This is a genomic window from Saccharibacillus kuerlensis DSM 22868, assembly GCF_000378145.1.
GTDB lineage: Bacteria > Bacillota > Bacilli > Paenibacillales > Paenibacillaceae > Saccharibacillus > Saccharibacillus kuerlensis.
The window spans coordinates 1-17,080 of record NZ_KB899306.1; the positions used below are offsets into that span (position 1 = coordinate 1).

At 52.8% G+C, this 17,080-nt stretch carries 15 protein-coding genes; 10 read left to right on the forward strand and 5 right to left on the reverse strand.

The window, feature by feature from the left end; genetic code table 11:
* Nucleotides 1–170 precede the first annotated feature (170 nt).
* Complete coding sequence (locus tag F456_RS0119025; protein ID WP_018978645.1) at nt 171–605, reverse strand: RrF2 family transcriptional regulator; 435 nt, start codon at nt 603–605, stop codon at nt 171–173.
* Nucleotides 606–798: 193 nt separating this feature from the next.
* Here F456_RS0119025 and F456_RS0119030 point away from each other — a divergent pair, with 193 nt between their 5' ends.
* On the forward strand, nt 799–1,170 hold the full coding sequence (locus F456_RS0119030; protein WP_018978646.1) for an IDEAL domain-containing protein: 372 nt from the start codon (nt 799–801) through the stop codon (nt 1,168–1,170).
* A 241-nt stretch (nt 1,171–1,411) separates the two neighbouring features.
* Entirely contained in the window at nt 1,412–2,011 is a 600-nt protein-coding gene (locus tag F456_RS0119035; RefSeq protein ID WP_018978647.1) for a hypothetical protein, read from the forward strand.
* A gap of 142 nt (nt 2,012–2,153) precedes the next feature.
* Here F456_RS0119035 and F456_RS0119040 read toward each other — a convergent pair whose 3' ends face one another.
* Entirely contained in the window at nt 2,154–2,567 is a 414-nt protein-coding gene (locus F456_RS0119040; RefSeq protein ID WP_018978648.1) for a hypothetical protein, read from the reverse strand.
* Nucleotides 2,568–2,813: 246 nt separating this feature from the next.
* Nucleotides 2,814–3,347: a DoxX family protein gene (locus F456_RS0119045; RefSeq protein WP_018978649.1), complete on the reverse strand. Its 534-nt coding sequence runs from the start codon at nt 3,345–3,347 to the stop codon at nt 2,814–2,816.
* A gap of 323 nt (nt 3,348–3,670) precedes the next feature.
* Here F456_RS0119045 and F456_RS0119050 point away from each other — a divergent pair, with 323 nt between their 5' ends.
* Nucleotides 3,671–5,392: a DUF3999 family protein gene (locus F456_RS0119050; RefSeq protein ID WP_018978650.1), complete on the forward strand. Its 1,722-nt coding sequence runs from the start codon at nt 3,671–3,673 to the stop codon at nt 5,390–5,392.
* An 85-nt stretch (nt 5,393–5,477) separates the two neighbouring features.
* On the opposite strand, the gene F456_RS0119055 is transcribed toward F456_RS0119050, so the two are convergent.
* Nucleotides 5,478–5,828: a DUF898 family protein gene (locus F456_RS0119055; protein ID WP_018978651.1), complete on the reverse strand. Its 351-nt coding sequence runs from the start codon at nt 5,826–5,828 to the stop codon at nt 5,478–5,480.
* Nucleotides 5,829–6,062: 234 nt separating this feature from the next.
* Here F456_RS0119055 and F456_RS0119060 point away from each other — a divergent pair, with 234 nt between their 5' ends.
* Nucleotides 6,063–6,761 (forward strand): NAD(P)H-dependent oxidoreductase, encoded by a 699-nt coding sequence (locus tag F456_RS0119060; RefSeq protein WP_018978652.1) that lies wholly within the window; start codon nt 6,063–6,065, stop codon nt 6,759–6,761.
* Nucleotides 6,762–6,931: 170 nt separating this feature from the next.
* Here F456_RS0119060 and F456_RS0119065 read toward each other — a convergent pair whose 3' ends face one another.
* Nucleotides 6,932–8,359, reverse strand: a complete 1,428-nt coding sequence (locus tag F456_RS0119065) for a family 43 glycosylhydrolase (RefSeq protein ID WP_018978653.1) — start codon at nt 8,357–8,359, stop codon at nt 6,932–6,934.
* 401 nt (nt 8,360–8,760) lie between these two features.
* On the opposite strand from F456_RS0119065, the gene F456_RS0119070 reads away from it, so the two are divergent.
* The 6 genes from F456_RS0119070 to F456_RS0119095 all read left to right on the forward strand — a co-directional run bounded on the left by F456_RS0119070 (nt 8,761) and on the right by F456_RS0119095 (nt 17,045).
* A complete protein-coding gene (locus tag F456_RS0119070) occupies nt 8,761–10,080 on the forward strand; it encodes an extracellular solute-binding protein (protein WP_018978654.1) in 1,320 nt (439 codons plus the stop codon).
* A gap of 2 nt (nt 10,081–10,082) precedes the next feature.
* On the forward strand, nt 10,083–11,897 hold the full coding sequence (locus F456_RS0119075; RefSeq protein ID WP_018978655.1) for a cache domain-containing sensor histidine kinase: 1,815 nt from the start codon (nt 10,083–10,085) through the stop codon (nt 11,895–11,897).
* Nucleotides 11,890–13,512 carry a response regulator gene (locus tag F456_RS0119080; protein WP_018978656.1) on the forward strand — a complete coding sequence of 541 codons (1,623 nt, stop codon included), beginning with the start codon at nt 11,890–11,892 and terminating at the stop codon, nt 13,510–13,512. Before F456_RS0119075 ends, F456_RS0119080 begins: the two co-directional genes overlap by 8 nt.
* A gap of 239 nt (nt 13,513–13,751) precedes the next feature.
* Nucleotides 13,752–15,068: an ABC transporter substrate-binding protein gene (locus tag F456_RS0119085; RefSeq protein WP_018978657.1), complete on the forward strand. Its 1,317-nt coding sequence runs from the start codon at nt 13,752–13,754 to the stop codon at nt 15,066–15,068.
* 179 nt (nt 15,069–15,247) lie between these two features.
* Nucleotides 15,248–16,180 (forward strand): carbohydrate ABC transporter permease, encoded by a 933-nt coding sequence (locus F456_RS0119090; protein WP_018978658.1) that lies wholly within the window; start codon nt 15,248–15,250, stop codon nt 16,178–16,180.
* A gap of 52 nt (nt 16,181–16,232) precedes the next feature.
* Nucleotides 16,233–17,045, forward strand: coding sequence for a carbohydrate ABC transporter permease (locus tag F456_RS0119095; RefSeq protein WP_018978659.1), 813 nt, complete (start codon nt 16,233–16,235; stop codon nt 17,043–17,045).
* Nucleotides 17,046–17,080: the final 35 nt, after the last annotated feature.

Genomic DNA, 17,080 nt, shown 5'->3' on the forward strand with positions numbered 1-17,080 from the left:
GGAAGAGGAAATTCAGTGAAGGAGCGCCAGCGTTCGCCTTTGAAATCGAGAAAATTCCAATAAAATTTAATCCCTTTTCTCGATTTCAACACGCGACCGAAACGAATTTCCTCTGCAGCCTCCACGGATTCTCTACGGATGGGACTTTCTCGACAGCCTGGAGGCCCCTATTAGTGGGCCTCCTTTTCTTCGCCACGAACGATGCGATCCAGCACTTCCTGTATGGTCACGCCGTCGAAGTAGTCGAGGTAGCAGCGCTCGGCTTCGGCGAAGTAATGATTCATAGCGCCGGAGATGCCCGAGGAGACGACGCAGTCGCTTTCAGGAAGGCCAGTGCCTTTTTTCGGACGCAGTCCGGCCAAGCAGGAAGCACGGTAGACATCCGCCAAGCGAATCTCCGCAGGATCGGCATCGAGCGAGTAGCCGCCGCCTATTCCTTCGCGAGTACTGACCCAACCCTTATCCCGCAGACAGCCCATCGCTTTGCGGACGCGGGCGGGATTAATATTCACATTTTGAGCCAGTTCATCGCTATTGGCTGTCTTGGAAGGCGAATGCGCCAGATAAACAAGCAGGTGTACAGCCGTAGGAAATTCGCTATTCATGTTTATCCCTCCTAAACTTGATTTAATATAAAGATAAGTTCCGAAGGTCGTGTACAGAGGGCGATATCACCCTCACTTTTCTTGACCTTTTGAACTGTATATAGTATAATTACAGTTGTATCCCAAGTATAATCTTTTTAGCCGGATCCGACAAACACAAACTTCTTAATGGGGAAGAGAGAGGTGTATCAACATGAGTAAATGGACGACGGGGGACTGGGTTCAAGCATATACCGACGACGGCGCTCTGGTACACGGTTATCTGATTGCGGCGAGCGCGCCCATTCAGACAGCTCTGCTGCAAGTCACCCACAGCGACAATAGGGAACTGATGGGCAAGGAGATTGCCGTGTCGGATCGAGGAATGAAGAAGTTATCGGACAGCCCGCGCAAGAGCGAACAGGAGATTCACAGCTTGATTGACCTGGCGCTGCAGATCCGCGATGAAGAATGGTTTATGGAACTGACGAACGAACTTCGCAGCGGTCCAAAGCGGGCCAGACGCAGAGATGACGGACAAGGCGTTAGACCGGTTAATCGGTTAGGCTCTTCGGACATTCGGTGAGAAACCGGAACGGGATCATTATTTTTCGGATTCGGTTTGAATCATATAGAGCGTTATTTTTCACATAAAGCGGAAATCGTCGACGAGACGAGGTCCGCTTTTTTGTTTTTGTATGCCTATTCTCTTGTGCTCTGATGCCTCATTAAAATGCGAAAAATACTTCTCTTTATCTTCTCTTTATCTTCTTATTTTAGGACTTAGAATAGAAAATAAGAGAACGTATTGAAAGGGAGGAATAATCATGCGAGACGGAAGAAGCGAAGACGTGATTCGAATTCGGGTACTGCCGGAGGAAGCGACGGAAGTGGCGGAATGGGCTGGATTGATGCTGAGCGAACTGGTGGGGAACGAAGCGGACGGAGACGGTAAGCCGGTGCAGCTTCGTGATCCGGAACGGGCGGCAGAGCTGCTGGAGCTGCTTCTGCTGTGCGCGGAGGAAGGAGCGGACGCTACCTCGGCATTGGAGCCTGCGATGAGGCTGTGCGGAGCGGTGGAAGGCGAAGAGAATGTAATGGTGAAGGAAGCCGGACATCTGAAGCCTGCTCAAGCACTTCCGAATGCAGACCTCTTCAAGACTACTGCTGTAAAAGGGACAGATGCGGAAGTTCAGCGGAATGTTTCGACTGCTGCTGAATCCTGCGATACGCTTGCCTCCTCCGGCTATCCGGCTGATTGGCATCCTTATTACGGCACTGACAGGGACGACTTCGGGAGCGGCAGGAATACGCCGCCCGCTTACCGCAGCAGCGAAGAGCGCGACGAAGTATTGATGGCTGTTCGCTTCGGCGCATCCGCATTGATCGATCTGGCTCAGAGCCACGGCATACGGGTTCCGAAATGAAGGCGGCATAGAGGTGTACGAGAATCGAATACCATCGAGACAAACTGAAAATTTACATAAAACAGGCCTTCTCCGATAATGCGAAAGCGGAGAGGCCTGTTTTTTATTCATGATGAAACTTAGATGAAACTTATGTATTTGACTATGCAGCGTGGCGTTCAATAAGGCTGTCAATTTTCGAAAGCTTAAGTTCTTGCTGGCGCAGTGCACGGAATCCCAGAATACCGAGAACTACAATCTGAGCAATACTAAGCACACCGCTTAGAATCGAATTCAAGCCGAGCGGCCATCCTATAAAGACGCTGTCACCGAACCAGCCGGCCAGTCCCGCAAGTACGCCAAGAATACTGCTGCCGAGAGGTACGATCATCCCCAGCAGGGCAAAGGCAATCGTAACGACCGATGCTTTGATGGCACTTTTCTTCAACCATTCATTGCGTTCGTACAGCAGCACATACCCGGCAGCGATTACCAGTGCCAGCGTACTGATCATCCCCAGAAAGTACACGGCCGCAGCCAACATGCCTACCGAAACGCCTAACCTTGTTTTTTCCATTTCCTTCATCCCCTTTTTCTTCATAGCGAACCAGGCCCAGATCTTCGCTCCCGAACAAAGACCTATGCCTGGTGGCTTACTTTTATTATAAGGAGAATAGGTGCTTTTGACTGTAAAAATCCTAAATTTGACTTAAAATGAATCTATTTGCCTGGTTTTTTATACAAGAAAAAGCCTGCCTCGATACATTCGCCGGGAATGTGGGAGGCAGACGATTCGGAACTTTATAGGCCGCAGTTTTGCTCGTTAAGCCATTCTGGGTTTTTGATTCAGCTGTTCGTTTGTATGTTGATCACGCTTCTTGCGTCCCCACACATGGGCTCTCAGGTAAGGAATAATCCAGCGGTCCAGACCGATTTTGCCGGCGTTAAGGGCGGCAACAACGATGAAGATCTCAGCCAAAATCAGGTGAGGGTTGGTGCTGACTGTGCCCGAGAAGAGGAAAGCAAAGTTCATGACCATCCCCATCAGTGCGGCAAAAGTTGTGAATGCACCAAGGATGAGCCCAAGACCGACAGCGAATTCACCGATCGGAACAAGGAAGTTGAACAATCCGACGTTTGGAAGAGCAAAATGCTCCAGGAAGCTCGCCCAGAAGCCTTGTACCGCCGGATGGTCGCCGCCTGATTGGGCAATGGCTCCCTGAAGGAATCCCGTAGCGTCAAAGCCTCCGCCGGTCAACTTGCCCCATCCGCCTTCAATCCATTTAAATCCGACATAGACGCGAATGACGGTCAGCAGCCACATTGCCACTTTATTCGTTCTCAGCCAATTGTTCATTGATCCCACTCTCCTATTGGTTTCTTCAGCCGCTTGTTGGAACGACTTTTTTGTTTAATTTGATGATCATCTCTTCCATGGCTTAATCATAGATTAAATCTAAAAGTTTAAATGTGATTAATGTCACAAACTATAGGTAAAATTTAAAATAATTGATTTTGTAGGTCGATCAATATCGTAAATTTGTTGTTTAAATGCCTGAAATGTGACAAAAAGGGTAACAAGAAGTATACTTTTTGAGCGCTTTAGCCCTATATATTAGAAACAAATCTTACTGCAACCACAATCATTACCTTGAAAAAGAAACACAGGAGGCTGTAGGTATGAGCGAGTTTAAAGCAAGGCTCCTTACGATCGAAAAAAACCAGAGGAATCTGCTCCGCGAAACGGAGATGCTGCTTGCGGCAGCTGTAATGGCACTGCTGTCGTTCGGACTTTCGCGGTTCACTCTGATGCGGAACCGAATAACGGATATTTATGCGCTGGTCCTGTACGGTGTAAGCTGCTTGATCGGTCTTGGTCTAATGCTGACGATGCCGCTGCTGAACAGCGAGCGAACTCTGAACGGGGCAGCCGATTATGCGGCACTATTGATTCTGTTGGCCGCCAATGGGGCAATCTTCTGGAGCGGTAGGCAGTTGCCAGCAAAGTCAAGAAAACGACGGGGCTCCGTGCTTGGGGCCGTACTATGCACGACACTGCTCTTGACTTGTACAGCGGGCATCTCGGAATTGCTGCCGGGAAACGATGCACGAGTATATGCCGGAGCCGCCGACGTTCAGACCAGGGCAGAGGAGAACGATTCCTCCGGTTCGGATCTCTGGCAGTTTTCCAAAGAAATTGCCCCTGCGGAGGGTTCGCGTTACCAGTCGCTGTTTCTGGATGCGGACGTCTACGCTCGTGCTCAGGACGATCTGGGCGACGTACGGATCGTCAATGCAATGGGACAGTTTATACCGTACTACATCGATACGGGCGAGGAAGGAGAGCGGGGAACCAACCGCGATTATCCGCTGGAACGTATTGCCCGGCAGGATGGTGAACAGGAAAGTCGGCTTGACTTTCGCGTCGTACCGTCAACGGAGAGTGAGGATGTGCGCGGAAGCCTATTAACGTTCGAACTTCCGGCCGCTTCTTTCCTTGCGGCAGTGACGCTTGAAGGCAGCTATGACGGGCAGCGCTGGGAGCGCGTAACCGAAGGTGAGCTGTATTCGACAAACGAAGGTACATCTCGGAATGTAATCGAGCTGGAGGGCCTGGAGAAATACGGTTATTACCGCTTGATCATACCGAATGGCGGCAAGGATCTCGATATTAACGGCGGAACGCTTACCGATGTCGGTGCGGCCGTCAGCGGCGAAGCGTTCCGTCGGACGAAAGAACTTCCTTTTAACGTGGAACCGAATATACAGATGTCGGAGATTGTCCTGTACAACGCGGGCCGGCTCAAGATCGACCGAATCAAGATCAATGCTTCCGCTTCGGACGGATCGAGCGGCTTCAGCCGGCTGTATGCTATAGACAAGGTACCGGGAGGCGGGCTCAATACCCGAATCCTGTCTCCGGACCGGCTTGCCCGTCTGGAGCTCAACGGCACAGCTATAGACGATACGGAAATTCGGCTGGAGGAGCCGATCCGCAGCGAGCAGCCGAGGGTTGTGATCGATAATGCGGGCAATCCGCCGCTGAAGATTCAGTCGCTTGAGGTCGGCTACCGGGTTGATCGGCTGGTATTCGAAGATACCGACACCGGGCCTTACCGGCTGGTATACGGAGCGGAAGCGGAGCAAGAATCGCCAGAGTACGATATTGAAGCGTTCCGGCCGGAAATCGAGAGCCAGCAGCCGAAAGAAGCTTCACTTGGACCCGAGACGGCGGAACAGTTCGTACCGCCTTCAATGAATGAAGCGCCGCTCGGAGAATCGGGCACGCCGGAAGCGATAGTCGGTCCGCGCGCTTCGCTTCAGATCGTATTCAACAGCGTGCTGATTGCGGTGGCTCTGCTGCTGATCGTATGGCTGGGGAGGAAGCTGCGTAGAAGATGAAGCTGATTCGTATTTTGCATGTACGCGGTGGCTATTCGATATCAAACAGGAACCCGGCATATTCATGCTGGGTTCCTGTTTGGAATTAACGAGCAAAATGAGTATGTTTAACCTTCCACTGCTCCAGCTTGATCACGAGCCAGAAAGAATAAATACCTAAAGTTACAATGCACAGCAGCCACCACTTAATCCAATTACCGAACAGCTGTACAGCTGTACCGTCGAAAGACAATCTTCGTCCTCCGACTACAGTGTGCTCAGCTTTCCACTTGTAGATCATGACGAGCGCAAGCGGGTAACACAAACCGAGTGTGAATACGGTAACGAGGTAGCCGACAATACTCCAACCTATGTATTGAAAAATATTGCCGTCGAAGTAAGAGGCTCCCTCCCGACCTTCTGAGCTGTTCATTTGAATATTGAATGCTGTGCTCATGGATCTACAACCCTTCTTTTTTTAGGATGTAATAATTATTCTCTTTTTTAGGTATAAATACCTTCTTGCTTGTTAGTAGAAATAAGAAAAATAATGTCTCTTTCTTAAAGCATGGAGTGAACGAAAAAAGTGCGTTAAAATCAAAAGGAGCAAGAAGAGTAAGGACGGAAGAACGAACACGGAAGCACGAGCACGGAAGAACAGATACGCAAGAAAAATCGAGGAGGAGTTTGAATGATTAACAAGCCGGACACGGCAGCCGAATCCCATGAAAATGTCAAACGCCAGCTGCTGGACGCTTATCAGTTTCGTCACGCGGTAAAGGACTTTGATCCGGAACGCAAAGTATCGAAAGAAGATTTTGACTTTATTTTGGAAGCTGGTCGTATGTCGCCGAGTTCGTATGGTTTTGAGCCTTGGAAGTTTGTTGTGGTACAAAATCCGGAGCTGCGTGATAAGATCGCCGCACATGCAGGCGGAGCACGCCGGCAGCTGGCTTCGGCCAGTCATGCGATGCTGGTGCTGGCACGTCTGCCCCGCGAAATGACAGCAGACTCCGATTATATCTCGTATATGCTGAACGAGGTGCAGCGTCTGCCTCAGGAGATTGCCGAGATGAAGCGCAAAACGTACGATACATTTCTGCGCACCGGCTTTGCGCTGCAGGATAATGAGCGCGCCATGTTCGAATGGTCATGCCGTCAGACTTACTTGGCGCTCGGCAATATGATGACCGCTGCGGCCATGATCGGCATCGATTCCTGTCCGATGGAAGGCTTCGTCAAGCACGAAGTAGAGCGTGTGCTGATCGAGGAAGGATTGATGGACGACAGCCGCTTCGGCCTGGCCTGTATGTCCGCTTTCGGCTATCGCTCCGCGGAAGCGCCGGAGAAGACTCGTCAACCGCTGGAGAACGTGGTGGAGTGGCGCTAATGTTTATGGTGAACAATCGGCTCGGATTGAGTGGAACACTCTTCAGATGCAATAATGTTTGATGATTCTTCGAAAGCTGTATAACAAAAGGACGAGGGCCATTTGATCCGGCCCTCGTCCTTTTTTCTTTTTATACAGCCCTTCGATCGGTTTCCGACTTCTAACTCCGCTTATTTTCCGATCCGGAACAAGTCGAATCCGTCGATCTCTGCATATCCGTTCCCTTTGGCGAAACGGATCGTATGCTTGCCTTTGCTCAGGCTCATTTTCTGTGTAGAGGTGCCCCAGTTGTCCCAGCCCTGATTGGTCACGAAGAAGTCGCTCGCCGGACCGCCGTCTACAGACAGCTTCAGTGTCGACCAGTTTCCGCCAGCTGTACCGTTGCCGGTGCGTGCGTAGAGGATATACGTCCCGCTCTTCGCTGCATCCACATCGACTTCCACATAGCTGTCCTCGGTATCGATATAGCCGACTTTGGCGCCGCCGGAGCTGTCCTCATGCTGCGAGACTTTCGCCGTTCCGGCGAGCCGTCCGTCTTCCGCTTCGTAGCGATCGCGTTTGGGCTCGCCGGAAGGCAGAGGAATCGGTTGATTCGGATCCAGCGGGCTGCCGAAGTTCGGGGTGTTATCCTTGTTCCATGTGAACGGCTGCGTGCGGATCTCACGGTCCCAACCGGAACTCTGCCTTTTCGCCGCATGATAGACCATCCAGTCTTCCTGCCCATCCGGCGATTTAGTGAAGCTGGCGTGTCCCGGTCCATAGACGCCATTTCCTGTTTTGAATACTTGATCCGGACGTTTGGTCCACGATTCCGGGTCCAGCAGATCGCTGTAGTTTTTCGCTGTTAGCAGACCGAGTGAGTAATCGTCGGTCCAGCTGCCGCTGGCAGAGTAGACGATGTTGATCGTAGTGCCTTTGAGCAGAATCTGCGGGCCTTCGTTCACGTGAGGGTTATGGTTCGTTTCCCACTGATATTCCGGCCGCGCGATCTCCACTCTCGGCGAGTCGATCGTCCACGGATTGCTCATGCGCGCGATATAGAGCACTTGACGAACATTCTCGGTGCCTTCCCAACCCGACCAGACAAAGTACGAAATGCCGCGTGCTTTGAAGACCGTGCCGTCGATCGCCCAGCGGTTGGTGGAGTCGGTGATCGGTCCTTTGTCGACCCAAGTTCCTTCGAGTGGATTGAGCGATTTATTCTGCATGACGTACATCCGGTGGTTGGCATTGTCGCCGTCATCTTTTGCGTAATAGATGTACCAAGCGCCGTCGATCCGATGCAGTTCCGGTGCCCACACATTCTGTCCTCCGGTCTCGACAACTACCGTCTCACCTGCGTCAATGCCGGTCAGCGTTTTGGAGCGCCATAATGTAACGTTGTTTCCGGTCGTTTTCGTGTAATAGTAGTACCCGTCCGCATGTCGATACATAAACGGGTCTGCTCCGTCCTGCATAATCACGTTGTAGAAATCGCTTTTTACTTGAGATTGGGCTTGAGCGGCAGCGGCCTGCACAGCCTCAAAGCTGCCGCCGGTCATCGTCGTGCCGAGCAGCATAAGCGCAAGGCCTCCCTTGATCCACGTTTTCTTGTTCATCTGCTTGTCTCCCCTCGGTTTTTAAAATGAGATAAGTTTTTAATCAGATAAGCGCTTACATTAATTTCGTGGTGCAATACGCTGACCCTATTTAAGTTATCATTTGCGCAGTTTAATATCCGACAGGGTCAACGAGAAGCACGCAGGAATGTACAGGAATAACTTAACTGAAGATTAGAGTGAAAAACAGGACAGATCTTTGGAGCTGGCGGTCCTATTTTTGGAGAACTGAGGCAGTCAGTGGAGATGGACATATTTTTGGATGTGGACGGTATTTTAGGAAAAGGACAGAAAACGACGTTTCTTTTCAGTTTGGATTTACAATGGACACAAGGGAGTGTATAAGGAAAGCAAACGGAGAAAACAGCGAGCGAAGGCCGGACGAGAGGAGAATGATCGGAATGCGCCGCCTGAATTTTTGGTACGGAAAAAGAACCCCGCTGTGGCTGGTGCCTGTACTGACAGGCGGAGTGCTGGCCTTGGGATTATGGCTCACGAACGGTTATGAAAGCGGATACGAAACGCCAGCCGCCGCAGAAGAAGCGATATCGATCGAGTTCTGGACACCGTTCAGCGGAGGGGACAGTTCTTTCATGAATGCATTGGTGGCACAGTATAACGAGGAAAATGAAGATGGAGTTACGGTGCGGATGACCAACAATAAGCTGGACGATTATTATATGAAGCTGTCTACCGCTATCGTCACGGGAGAAGCTCCGGATGTCGCCATTGTACATGCTTCAAAATATGCACAGTACGTACCCGCGGAATTTGTTACAGCAATCGGAGCCGAGGAGGCGGTACAGGCGGAAGTGGACTGGACAAGCTTCAACCCGAACATTTTGGACAAAACGGTGCTCGACGATGTTCATTACGGCCTGCCGCTGGATGCGCATTTCGGGGTGCTGTATTACAACAAGAAATGGCTGCGTGAGGCCGGTCTGTACAAGAACGGAAAAGTGGTAATCGGACCCGGCGAGGAAGGATTTACCGAATTTCTGAAAAAGATTCGTGATGATGTACCGGAAAATATCGCACCGCTGGCCGTGCCAAGTATTCGCATCGATTCGCTCTGGCTGTGGTGGTCGCTGTACAGTCAGATTGACGGGGGAGGGCAGCTCTACACTGCTGACGGTCGCGCAAAATTGAATATGGAAGCAGCCCGGAAATCGCTGAATTACGTAGACTCGCTATATCGGGAAGGATTGATTCCGCCGGATATCAATGATGCAACGAGCGAGTTCGCCCGGGGGGAGGCGGCAACGCTGTTCCTCGGTGTCTGGTCGATCGGATTGTTCGAGCAGGCGGAAGACCTTGATTTCGGCGTCATGCCGCTGCCACAAATCTATGATCATCCGGCTTCATGGGGAGACGCGCATACGTTGGCGCTGCCGGCGCAGGCGGAGGAAAATCCGGTGAAACGTCAGGCGGCACTGCGATTCGCCGATTGGTTGACCCGCAGAGGCGATATGTGGGCGCAGGCAGGTCATATTCCGGCATACGAAGCTGCGGCGCATTCTGAAGATTTTCTGCTGCTGCCGCATCGCAGTGATTATGCCGACGCGGCCGACGATGTCGCTTACTTCCCGGATCATCCGAAGCAGGGTCGTGTAAGCGACGAACTGGTCGGCGAGCTGGAGAGGCTCTGGTCAGGGAGTCAGACGGTGGAAGATATGCTGCAGGGAATCGAGCCGAAGATTGATCGGATTCTGGGGGAATGAAGATGCTCAACATCGCGGCTTTCTGGAAAAATCGATACTGGAAAGACAGAGGACTTGCTTTCAAATTGATCTGGATTAATCTGATTCTGATCTCCGTTCCTCTGCTGCTCTCCTATCTGCTGAGCAGTATCGGATACTCGAAGGCAGTGCAGCGCAATGTCGGAGCCTATCAGGCGGACGCCGTGCACGAATTCAGTGCCAATCTCGATATTTATATGAATGAGCTGGCACTGCTCTCGGTGCTGCCGTATCAGACCCCGGATCTGATCGATTATTTGGAGCGTAGAGGCAATCGTGTCACGACGCTGTACGAGGAACGTCTGCTGCTGGAAGAGTTCATGCGGCGCATTCGCGTAAATGGACGCGTCGATACGATCGGAATTACGCTGCAGGCGGAGAAAGTTCGCTCGTATGTCGAGCCGCCCGACAGTCCGGGACGGTTTACCGAGGAATACGATGCGGATTTGAACGTCTATGCTTCATCCGGTTTTTCCGGTCAGGCTGTATTTGTCGGTCCCCATTCGATTCAGTCGGACAACGGCTCAATCTATAACGTATTTTCCGCTGTACGCGTCATTCGCAGTCTGGAGAGCGGGCAGCGGCTCGCCATTCTGAAGATCGATGTACCGTCGAGCGATCTGCGCGAACGGATTGCGAGTCTGTCGGGAGGTGGAGAGAGGTCGGTTGCGGTACTGGACGACCGGGGAGAACCGATTTACGAAAGCGGCGAATTTCCGGAGTCAGGAGGCCGGCTGGCGGCTTATCGGGGCAGCGGAACGGTTACACTGGGGAGCGGAAGCTCATCGGTCCTGATGACCTACGTCACTTCGCCGATCACAGGCTGGACGGTCCTGCAGGCGGTGCCGATGAGTGTGCTGCTCAAAGATGCGGAGACGGTCAATCGGCAGATGCTGCTGGTCGGTCTGACTTGTCTGGTTGCTTCGGTGCTGGTATCCATTCTGTACTCATTGCGAATTACTCGTCCCTTGAGCCGGCTGCGGCAGTCGATGAAGAAGGTCGAGAAGGGAGAGTTCGGCATATCCATTCCGGTTGACAGCGAGGATGAAATTGGACATTTGAGCCGGACGTTCAATCTGATGGTATCGAGGCTGGGGGCACTGACTTACCGGCTGTACGAAACGGAGATTCGGGAAAAAAATGCCGAAATCGCTTCGCTGCAGAGTCAGATCAATCCGCATTTTCTGTACAATACGCTGGGTTCAATCAGTATGTACGCCGAGCTGGAAGGCAATCGCGAAGTCGTCAGCATGACCAATCATCTGAGCGCCCTGCTGCGCTACAGCATGGGCGGGGGGCGGGACGAAGTGACAATTCGTGAAGAAATCGAGCATATTCGGGGTTATCTGGCTATTCAGAGCATCCGTTACGAAGAAAGACTTCGCTATACGATCGAGGCGGAACCGGGATTGATGGAACATCCGGTCATTCGTCTGACCCTTCAGCCGATTGTCGAAAATGCGATTATCCACGGACTGGAAAAGGGCAGCGGAGAAGTGAAAATTCGTATTGTTATCGGCCGGGAGGACAGCAGGGTCGTCATCGCCGTCGAAGACAACGGGCCGGGTATGAACGACGAGGCACTTCGGCAGCAGAACGCCAAGATGCGGGAGGGACTGCTGCCGGAAGGGCCCGGCGGGCACGGGCTTGTCAACGTGCACCGGCGCCTGGTGCTGAATTACGGCTCGGCATTTGGTGTTCGTCTGAAACGGGCCGATTCGGGAGGAATATTGGCACAGATCCTGCTGCCGGAAGCGCAAACCGCAGCGCTCAAGGAAGGGAGAGAGAACATTGGCTAAACGAAAAGTGCTGGTTGTCGACGACGAAGCGATCTTCCGCAGAGGGCTGCGGCATTTGATCGGCATATCGGATACGGGTTGGGAAGTTGTAGGAGAAGCGAAAGACGGACTTCAAGCGTTGGAGGAGATCGAACGGCTGAAGCCGGAGCTCGTCATTACAGATATTCGTATGCCAAAGCTGGACGGTATCGGTCTGCAGGAGCAGATTCGCGAGCGTTACCCGGAAATCCGCTGTTTCGTATTGAGTGGGTACAACGATTTTCGCTACGCGCAGAGTTCGCTTCGCTATGGGGCACGTGACTATCTGCTCAAGCCGATCGATAAGGAAGAATTGTATCGGGTGCTGAATCAGGTGGAGCGAGAGCTGCTGCTGAAGGAGCGCCAGCAGAGAGAGTTAAGGCCGGCGCGGCGGATGCCGGCCGACCTGGCGGAAGAGCGGGAACGACTGCTGGATGGGCTGGTTCGAGGCGAGCTGCCTCACGCTCGGCGGGGACAGCTGCGTGAAGCGGGCATTGAATTCGAGCACGGCGTATACTGCCTTGTCGCCGAACTAGACAAAGATTCAATCGAGCCTCTCCGCTACGAGCGTCAGGAAGCCGAGCTATTCTCGCTCTATATTCGCCAATTTCTCGAGGAGTCGCTGGCAGGACGCAGTGCTGGCTTTGTGTTCCGGCATGGGGAGAGTGCTGTAGCGCTGCTGGATGCCGCAGTGTCCGATGAATCGCGGGCAGAAGTGGCAGAATTGGCTCGGCAGATCGCGGCAAGAATCAGACGTGATGCGAATCTGACGATTACGATCGGAATCGGCAGCGGTGTGCATGGCGTCGAGGAGGCTTCCAAGTCGTACAGTGAAGCCCGTATCGCGCTGCTGTACCGGCTGACATCGGGAGGCAACCGGGTACTGCTGTACGAAGATCCTCCGCGGCAGGAAGCCGGTGCGGGCAAGACGCCGCTGACCAATCGCAGCTATCTGGAACAGGCGCTGCTTGAAGGGCAGGAAGGGGATCTGGGCGAACGGGTTCGCGAAGGGATCGAGCAGCTTTGCGGTTCCGGAGCCGGGCCGGCGGTTATCCATGAGCAGATCTGCCGGATGCTGCTTGAAGCTTACGGATTGGCTGCAGATCATGGACTGCAGGACGAATGGCCGGAAGGACGCGATATTGGCGGTACGCTGCAGCAGGCGCTTGCGCTTAGCTCGCGCGCAGAGCTGTCCGAATACTGTGCCGGCCTGCTGCGGTCGCTGCAGGCTCTGATCAAGAAGGATGACAGGAATGGCATTCCTCATGCAGTGGATCGGGTAGTCCGGCATATCGAAAAACATTATGCAGAACCTATTACACTCGGGAGCATGGCGGAAATGGTGTATCTGAATGCCTCTTACCTGAGCAGTCTGTTCAAGAACCGGTTGGGCCGCTCGTTTGTCGAGATTCTTACCGAGGTACGCGTACGTGAAGCTTCGAAGCGTCTGCTTCATACCGACGACAAAATTGCCTCGATTGCTTATGAAGCCGGGTTTTCCAATATCCGGCACTTCAATCGGGTGTTCAAAGCGGAAACCGGCCGGACACCGAAAGAATTTCGCGAAAGCTTGCGTCCGGACCGGACAGGTGTGTGAGGCTATGATAAGCGCCGGGTTCATTGAACCGGCGCTTTTTTGTATTTTACCGAGCATGATGAACATCTAGGTGATCATCCAAATATATGTCCATTTCCCCTAAAGAAGCGTCATTCAATAAAAGGCCACCTCACTTTATGATATTCATGTAAGCGCAAACAAAAATGCGGACTCGGACAGCGCACCTGTTAACTCGGACGGGCCCGACGATTCTACAACATTCAGGGGAGGTCAAGAAAATGAGAAAAAAACGTACATTCCAGATGGCTGCAATGGCCATGACGCTTATGCTGCTGCTCAGTGCCTGCGCGGCAGGAAGTCCGGGGACGAACACCGGCACGACCGGCAGTACGGGTGAAGGAGGCGAGACGCCGGCCGGCAAGACAACGATTTCGTTCTGGACGCCGTTCAGCGGCGGGGACGGCGAGTTTATGACCCAGATGATCGAGAAGTTCAACGCGGAGAACCAAGAGGTTCACGTCGAGCAGTTGGCGAATGCCGCAGGCGACTATTACACCAAGCTGCAGACCGCGATCGCATCGGATCAAGCGCCGGATCTTATGGTGCTGCACTCGTCGCGGATGCCTCAGTTCGTTCCGTCCGGCTTTGTAACGCCGCTCGATGATCTGGCCGCCGAATCCCAGCTTGATTGGGGCGAATTCAACCCGACGATTCTGGAGTCCACGATCTATGAAGACAAGCATTATGCGATCCCGCTCGATACGCATGCGATCGTTATGTATTACAACAAAGAGCACCTGGAAAAGGCCGGTGTACTGGGTGAAGATGGCAAGCCGGTCTACGACCAATCTCCAGAAGGCTTCAAGGAGTTCCTGACCAAGATCAAAGACGCCGTTCCGGCCGACGTGGCTCCGCTGGCCCAGCCGGACGTGCGGATCGACTCTTACTGGATGTTCTGGGGCTTCTACAACCAGATGACGGACGGAGGCAAGTTCTACGATGCCGAAGGCAAGGCCGAGCTGAACAACCCGCAGGCGCTGGAAGCGCTTGAATATGTGAACAGCCTGTATACGTCAGGTCTGATTCCCCCGAAGATCAACGACGCGGTTAAGCTGTTCCAAGACAAGCGGGCAGCCGTCCTGATCACCGGCGTATGGAGTACCGGCTCTTTCGAGAACATCGAAGGTCTGGACTTCGGCGTCGTGCCGATGCCGCAAATTTACGACCAGCCGGCGACCTGGGGCGATTCGCATACCCTTACGCTGCCTAAGCACGGTACGGAAGATCCGGTCAAGCAGAAAGCGGCACTTACATTCGCGAAATGGTTGGCGGACAACGGAGAAATGTGGGCCAAAGCCGGTCATATTCCGAGTACAACCCGAGTGCTGGAATCGCAAGCATTCAAGGATATGCCGCACCGCAGTGACTACGCGCAGTCGGCAGATTTCGTCAAATACTGGCCGAGACACGAAAAACAGGGTCAGATCAACGACAACATTATTAAAGAATTCGAGAAGATGATGGCCGGGAAGCAGGATCCGAAGACAACGCTTGAGAAAGCGAACGCCGTAATCGACAAAACATCGGGCAACTGATTGATTACCGATTAGGCGGCTCCGGCCGATCCGGCGCAAGTGAACATCGTACAGGCATCCAAGATGACAAAGGGAAGCGAACGGGGGCGGTTCTGCCGCCGGACGCTTCCTTTTTTATTCCCAAGCCTTATACTGTGCGCCTGGTTTTACATTTCAAATCCGAAAGGAGTGGTGCGATCATGGCTTCCAAAACAATAACTGACAGTAGTGGAGGGGCGGGTGCCCGCACACCGCGAAGGTCTCTGCGCCGGCAGGGCTGGGTAACCGGTGTGCTGATGGTGCTGCCGTATACGATTTTTTTCCTGCTCTTCTCCATGATTCCGATCTTGTACGGCTTCGGCGTAAGTTTCTACGACTGGTCGCTGCTTGGCGAAAAGTCATTTATCGGTCTGGCAAATTACCGCAATCTGCTTCAGGACGAAGAGTTCCGGGCGAATCTGATGAATACGGTAATGTTTACGCTGATCAGCGTGCCGCTGATTTCCGGCTTCGGCCTGCTGCTGGCGGTGATGGTTAACGGAATACGCAAAGGACAGGCTTTTCTGAGAATTTCATTCTTCATGCCTTATGTGCTGTCCGTTTCCGTCATTTCGAGCATCTGGGTTATTTTTCTGCAGCCTTATACGGGTTTGCTCAACCGGATTCTGCGCGGAATCGGGGTAATCAGCAGCGAAATCTTCTGGCTGTCCGATTCGACGCTGGCCTGGGCTTCGATCATTATGGCGACACTGTGGTGGACGATCGGGTTTGTGTTTGTTCTGTTCCTGGCAGGTCTGCAGGATATACCGGAATCGTTCTACGAAGCGGCCGGACTTGAGGGGGCAAACCGCTGGCAGACCTTCCGTTACATTACGTTTCCGTCGCTGTCGCGCGTTATTGTGCTGGTCATTGTGCTCCAGACGATCGGATCGTTCAAGATCTTCGGTCAATCCAAGCTGATCACGGGCGGAGGACCTGCCGGCGCGACCAAGACGGTCGTATTCTCGATCTATGAGAACGGGTTCCAGACGTTTCAGATGGGTTACGCTTCGGCAATCGCATTCGTGCTGATGTTGGTCATTCTGATTATCTCGCTGCTGCAGACGACACTGCTGCGCAGATTTGGAGAATAAATGCTTATTCTGAACTAAGCATTCGAACTAAGCATCCTAAGGAGGAATTCATATGCTCGATCGCATATATCCGTATGTCGTCCGCATTGCGGCGGTTCTGTTTGCTTTCATGTTCCTGCTTCCGATTTTCTGGATGCTGTCGCTGTCATTGACACCGGAAGGCGGAAGTCTGTTTGCCGGAGGATTCAATGTATCGATGGACAATTATATGACCGTATTGAACCGTGCGCCGATCTTCGGCTGGATGGGTAACAGTCTGATGGTCTCGACGATCACGACGGCAATGGTTCTGCTGCTTGCTTCAATGGCCGCCTATTCGTTCTCCCGCATTCGTTTTCCCGGCAGCAAGATCTTGTTTATCCTGTTTCTGTCGGCCATGATGATTCCCGCCGAAGCGACACTTATTCCGTTGTATCTGCTGATGCGGGACGTCGGCCTGCTCGGTACCCGCACTTCGCTGATCCTGCCGGCAATTGCCGGTCCAATGGGTATTTTTATCTTAAAGCAGTTCTTCGACGGGCTGCCCAAGGACCTGGAAGAAGCAGCACGTATCGACGGAGCTGGCTTCTTCAAAATCTGGTACAGCATCTTCCTGCCGCTGTCGCGTCCGGCATTGGCCGCGCTCGGTATCTTCACCTTTATCGGCTCGTGGAACGATTATGTCTGGCCGCTGATTTCCATCTCCGACAAAGCGTACATGACGATTACCCTTGGCCTGCCGATGTTCCAGAGCTCGTACAATCAGGAGTACGCCCTGCCAATGACAGCCAACGCGCTTGCCGCCATTCCGGTGCTAATTGTCTTCCTCATCTTCCAAAAGCAGATCATCAAGGGTATCGCGTTTACGGGCGGCAAGGAGATGTAAGGGTACAGGATGTAAGGGTATAGCATGTAAAGGTA